This window comes from Skermanella sp., from assembly GCF_059503625.1.
In genome coordinates, this window is the sequence record NZ_JCACHA010001140.1 from 1 (window position 1) to 5,169 (window position 5,169).

Annotated in this window: 6 protein-coding genes; 3 read left to right on the plus strand and 3 right to left on the minus strand. The window is 65.5% G+C overall.

From position 1 onward, the window contains the following. Positions 1–326 (minus strand): GDP-mannose 4,6-dehydratase (locus AC5JJ6_RS40645; protein WP_496047505.1); only part of this gene is annotated, 326 nt, incomplete at its 3' end. Between the two features lie 341 nt (positions 327–667). On the opposite strand from AC5JJ6_RS40645, the gene AC5JJ6_RS40650 reads away from it, so the two are divergent. Both AC5JJ6_RS40650 and AC5JJ6_RS40655 read left to right on the plus strand, forming a co-directional pair. Continuing rightward, complete coding sequence (locus tag AC5JJ6_RS40650) at positions 668–1,507, plus strand: class I SAM-dependent methyltransferase (protein ID WP_496047506.1); 840 nt, start codon at positions 668–670, stop codon at positions 1,505–1,507. 39 nt (positions 1,508–1,546) lie between these two features. After that, positions 1,547–1,837, plus strand: coding sequence for a hypothetical protein (locus AC5JJ6_RS40655; RefSeq protein ID WP_496047507.1), 291 nt, complete (start codon positions 1,547–1,549; stop codon positions 1,835–1,837). Positions 1,838–1,855: 18 nt separating this feature from the next. Here AC5JJ6_RS40655 and AC5JJ6_RS40660 read toward each other — a convergent pair whose 3' ends face one another. Then, a complete protein-coding gene (locus AC5JJ6_RS40660) occupies positions 1,856–2,197 on the minus strand; it encodes a DUF1491 family protein (RefSeq protein ID WP_496047508.1) in 342 nt (113 codons plus the stop codon). Between the two features lie 80 nt (positions 2,198–2,277). Next, positions 2,278–3,216, minus strand: coding sequence for a transglycosylase SLT domain-containing protein (locus AC5JJ6_RS40665; protein ID WP_496047509.1), 939 nt, complete (start codon positions 3,214–3,216; stop codon positions 2,278–2,280). Positions 3,217–3,409: 193 nt separating this feature from the next. On the opposite strand from AC5JJ6_RS40665, the gene AC5JJ6_RS40670 reads away from it, so the two are divergent. Continuing rightward, the coding region (locus tag AC5JJ6_RS40670; protein WP_496047510.1) for an acyl-CoA dehydrogenase at positions 3,410–5,169 on the plus strand (1,760 nt) is incomplete at its 3' end.

Consider the following 5,169-nt stretch of genomic DNA (forward strand, 5'->3'; position numbering starts at 1 on the left):
CGCTTCGCCAGTCCCAGCATGTTGATGGCGCCATGGACGCTGGTCTTGGTGGTCTGGACCGGATCGAACTGGTAGTGGATCGGCGAGGCCGGACAGGCCAGATTGAATATCCGGTCCACCTCCACGTAAAGCGGGATCGTCACGTCGTGGCGGATTACCTCGAAATACGGATTGTCCAGCAGATGTGCGATGTTGTCGCGCGATCCGGTGAAATAATTGTCGGCACAGATGACATGGCAACCCTGTGCGAGAAGGCGTTCACACAGGAAGGACCCCAGAAAACCGGCGCCACCAGTTACAAGAACCCTGGTTCTTTCGCGAAACATTCAGGCTTTTCCTGTCGAGAAAGTCTTTCCGATACCGTGTGGGCCGGCTACGGTCCGGTGGTTCGACTTTCCTTAGAAATGAACATAAGCTTGTCTATGCGAATATCCGTCACGGCAAACGACCCGGCGGGTCTATAGCAGGTCCGTCAAATCAAAGGCAAATACCGCGAAGTTACCGGCAATGGACGCGTCAAATTGCCCGGGAAGGCATTGGGCCGGCGGAGGGAAAGCGGCCGGTTTCCTTGCCAAAATCGTCACCCGACCTCGCCATCCTCGACCTGTCGGACGGGGGTGGCGGCATGCCAGTATCCCGCCGGTTTTTCGATAGGAATGAGGATGGGATGAACGAGCTGCTGACGCTGCTCAATCTGTGTGTCGGACTGGCGGTGCTGGGCGTCGTGGCGGTGCTCTTCCACAAGACGCGGCGTATCCATGTGAAGCTGTTCGCGCTGGAAGACGAGATCCGGTCCCTGCGCACCACCGAATCGGCCAATCTCTACCGGCAGGTCCAGGCCTTCATCGGCCTCAGGGACCTGATGGACTTCGCCGTGCCGCTGCCGCCGCTGCGGATGTGGGCGGCATCGCCGGACTTCCTGCTGGTGATCGCCCGCCATGCGCTGGCGGCCAGGCCGCGCGTCGTCGTGGAGTGCAGTTCCGGCTCCTCGACCGTGGTGCTGGCCCAGGCGGCCAGGACCAGCGGCACCGGACACGTGTACAGCCTGGAGCACGATCCTGTCTTCGCGGCGGAGACCAGGGCGATGCTGGCCGAACAGGGCCTGGGCGACTGGGCGACCGTGATCGACGCCCCGCTCGTCCCGGTGACCCTCGGCGGCGAAACCTTCCGCTGGTACGACGACACGGGCCTGAAAGACCTTGGACCGATCGATATGCTGGTGATCGACGGACCGCCGCTCGACACCAATGCGCTTGCCCGCTATCCGGCGGGACCGAGGCTGCTGCCCAGGCTGGCGCCCGGCGGTGCTGCGTTCCTGGACGACGCGGCACGCCCGGACGAAACCAGGGCGGTGGCACGCTGGCAGGACGCCTTTCCGCATCTGGTCCGGAACAATCCATCCTGCGAGAAGGGCTGCGTCCGCCTGACGGCGCCAGGCGGAGCGGCTGCGATCTCCACGGGTCTAACCCGACCGGAACCGGTGACAAATTCCGCCACCGCGTGTTGAATACCACGAACACGTCATCGCCATACAGTGGAGGGTCCCATGCGGCGCCATCTCAAGGTTTCCGCCGTTTCTCTGGCCCTCCTCGCTCTTGCCGGGTGCGAAGGCTTCAACTTGAGCGGTGGCGGCGGCGGCGGTCCGACGCCGTCGAGCACCACCAATACGCTGGGTGTTGGCGGAGCGGGCTATTCCGGCACCAGCAGCGAAATGGGATCGAGCACGTCGAGCGACACCGGCCGGTCGTCCGACTTCGTCACCGGCCGCAGCCGGTCCGGCCCGATCGGCAGCGCCGGCTCGGGCGTTTCGGACGCACCGGTCCCCGAACCCCGCTGACCTGGCGGATCGGCCCGCTCAGATAATCTTGCCTTCGAACGGGTGGCGTCCGGCGCGGTCCTCGATCTCGATCACCCAGAGGTCGGGATCGCGCTTGACCGCGCGGGCGATATAGGCGTCGGCGTCCGCCTCCGGCATCAGCGCGTTCTCCTTGGCGGCCAGCCAGCCCTGCCTGCCGTCCATGTCGCGCGTCTGGGTCAGCACCCTGCACCCCAGGTCCAGCTGGTTCAGCTTCAGGATCACCATGCCGCCATAAGGCGATCCCTTGCGGGCGATCACGGCGGGAATGGCGTCCACGATGCAGCGGCGCAGGTGGGCGCGGACCCATAGTTCGGTCGGGATACGATCATCTTCATCCATGACCGCACCCTAGCGGTCCGGCCGCGCCGAAGCCATGGCGGAAAGTACTTCGAACACCGGGAGCCTCAAGCAACGAGGCCTCATGCCGCGCCCAGGTTCGGGATCGACGGCCGTACGGTGTTGAACTGGCCGCCGGTACCACCCTTCTGGCCGTTCTTGCCGTCGGTATTGGACGCATGGTCCTTGGGGGCGCCCAGTTGCGACAGCACCATGACGGTGAACAGCGAATTGGGTTCGCCGTTGGCGCCGCCCGACGCGGCCTTGGCCGTGAAGGGGGAATTCATCCCCGCCTCGCTGGCCCAGCCGCCCTTGACGCCCGGCAGGGCGATGGCCCCCGCCGACGCCGTCATGGTCGAGGCCGGCATGCCGTCGAACTTGGCGGCGAAGCGGTTGTAGATCTGGCCGACGGACAGCGCCTTGCCCGACTTGTCGTAGAAGACGTTCCTGTTGGCCGCCGCCGCTTCCGGCAGCAGCGACGCCGCACTCTGGTCCGGGTTCTGGCGCATGCCGTTGAGGAACTTGGACGCACCGCCCGCCCCCAGGAAATGCGCCATGTAGAGTTCGGTCGCCCCGATCTCGCCGCCGACGGTCTGTTCGAGCTGCGACTGGTTGTCGCGGGCGAATTCCGCCGCCATCAGCGACGAGATCTTCGGGTCCTTGCGAAGCTCCAGGATATCGCGTCTGGCCTGCGGATCCTGGACCGACAGCGAGCCGTCGGAACGGCGCTGGATCTGCGAGGCTTCGCGGTTCAGGCCGTATTTGGCCCCGTGCTGCTCCACCATGTTGAGCCAGGTGCCCTCGGTGAACTGATAGAGGCCGGTGGCGCTGCTCGTCGCAGCCTTCGCTTCCGGGTCGAAACTGCTCTCCTGGGCAGCTTTTACCATGAGGTAGGAAAAATCTACCCCCGTGCTGTCGCTTGCCTGCCGCACGGCCGCCTGGATAGCCTTGGGCGCACCGTCGGCAATGCCGCGAAGTTGCGAGAGATCCGGTGCGCGCATCAGGTTTGCAGGGTTCGACATGACAGCCTCTTGCCAACGGGTTCGGATATCCCGGAGCAATCCTCGTGCCATTTGTTCCGCCGGCAGCGACGGGTCCCCTGCGGCATTCGCAAAGCTCGCAAAACCCCTGTCCGGCGCGCTATCCTGCCTTTCTGCCAAAAGTCCAAGTTTGGCAAAGGCTCAAGTTCTAGGTCTCGGGAGGACCCTGCGTACCATGATCCCTTATTCCGCCCCCATCCAGGACATGCGCTTCGTGCTGAACGAAGTCGTCGGCATGGACCGCATCGTCAGCCTGCCCGGTTATGATTCGGCGACGCCCGACATGGTCGACGCGATCCTGGAAGAAGCCAACAAGCTGGCCTCCAACGTGCTCGCCCCGATCAACTTCTCGGGCGACCAGGAAGGATCGGTGCTGGAGAACGGCGTGGTCCGCACGCCCAAGGGCTTCAAGGCGGCCTACCGGCAGTATCAGGAAGGCGGCTGGAACAGCGTGCCGTTCGATCCGGAGCACGGCGGCCAGGGATTGCCCTGGACGGTGGCGATGGCGGTGCAGGAGATGTGGCAGTCGGCCAACATGTCCTTCGCGCTGTGCCCGATGCTGAACCAGGGCGCCGTCGAGGCGCTGACCGCCCATGGCAGCGACGCGCTGAAGGAGATCTATCTCGGCAAGCTGATCTCGGGCGAATGGACCGGGACCATGAACCTGACCGAGCCGCAGGCCGGCAGCGACCTTGCCGCCATCCGCACCAAGGCGGTGCGCGAGGACGGCCATTACCGGATCTCCGGCCAGAAGATCTACATCACCTACGGGGAGCACGACTTTACCGACAACATCATCCATATGGTGCTGGCGCGGCTGGCCGATGCGCCTCCCGGCATCAAGGGCATCTCGCTGTTCGTCGTGCCGAAGTTCCTGGTCAACCCCGACGGCTCGCTGGGCGACCGCAACGACCTGCGCTGCGTCAGCCTGGAGCACAAGCTGGGCATCCACGCCAGCCCGACCGCCGTCATGGCGTTCGGCGACAACGACGGCGCCGTGGGCTATCTGGTCGGCGAGGAGAACCGCGGCATCGAATACATGTTCACGATGATGAACAACGCCCGGATGGGCGTCGGGCTTCAAGGCGTCGCGATCTCCGAGCGCGCCTACCAGCAGGCCCGCGACTACGCCCGCGCCCGCGTGCAGAGCCGCGACATGGCCGACGCCAAGGGCGAGCCGGTCGCGATCATCCGGCACCCGGACGTCCGCCGTATGCTGATGACGATGCGGTCGCAGACGGAGGCCGCCCGCGCGCTGACATATTACGCGGTGGCGGCGCTCGACATCGCCAAGAAGCACCCGGACCCTGCCGAGGCCGCCAAGGGCCAGTCGCTGGCCGACCTGCTGACCCCCGTGGTCAAGGCCTGGAGCACCGACCTTGGCGTCGAGAACGCCTCCATCGGCATCCAGATCCACGGCGGCATGGGCTTCATCGAGGAGACCGGCGCGTCACAGCATCTCCGCGATGCCCGGATCACGCCGATCTACGAGGGCACCAACGGCATCCAGGCCAACGACCTCGTCTTCCGCAAGGTGATCCGCGACGGCGGTACCGCCGCCCGCACCCTGTTCGCCGAGATCCGGGAGACGATCGAGTCCCTGAAGAACCGGCCCGGCGACGACATGGCCGCCATCGCCATCGGCCTCGGCAAGGCGGTGGACGCGCTGGAGAAGGCGACGAACTGGCTGGTCGAGAACGGCAAGCGGACGCCTACGGCGGCGGCATCGGGTGCCGCCCATTACCTGAAGATGTTCGGCATCGTCACGGGCGGCTTCCTGATGGCGAAGGGCGCCATGGCGGCGCAGGAGGGTCAGGCCGACCCATCGGCCGACCAGCGCTTCCTGGACGCCAAGCTGATCACCGCCCGCTTCTTCGCCGACCAGTTCCTGCCCCAGGCCATCGGCCTGCTGACCCCGATTACCGAGGGGCACAG

Coding starts and splice junctions, on each gene's coding strand:
- AC5JJ6_RS40650 (WP_496047506.1), top strand. CDS start 668: ATGAACGAGCTGCTGACGCTGCTCAATCTGTGTGTCGGACTGGCGGTG.
- AC5JJ6_RS40655 (WP_496047507.1), top strand. CDS start 1,547: ATGCGGCGCCATCTCAAGGTTTCCGCCGTTTCTCTGGCCCTCCTCGCT.
- AC5JJ6_RS40660 (WP_496047508.1), bottom strand. CDS start 2,197: ATGGATGAAGATGATCGTATCCCGACCGAACTATGGGTCCGCGCCCAC.
- AC5JJ6_RS40665 (WP_496047509.1), bottom strand. CDS start 3,216: ATGTCGAACCCTGCAAACCTGATGCGCGCACCGGATCTCTCGCAACTT.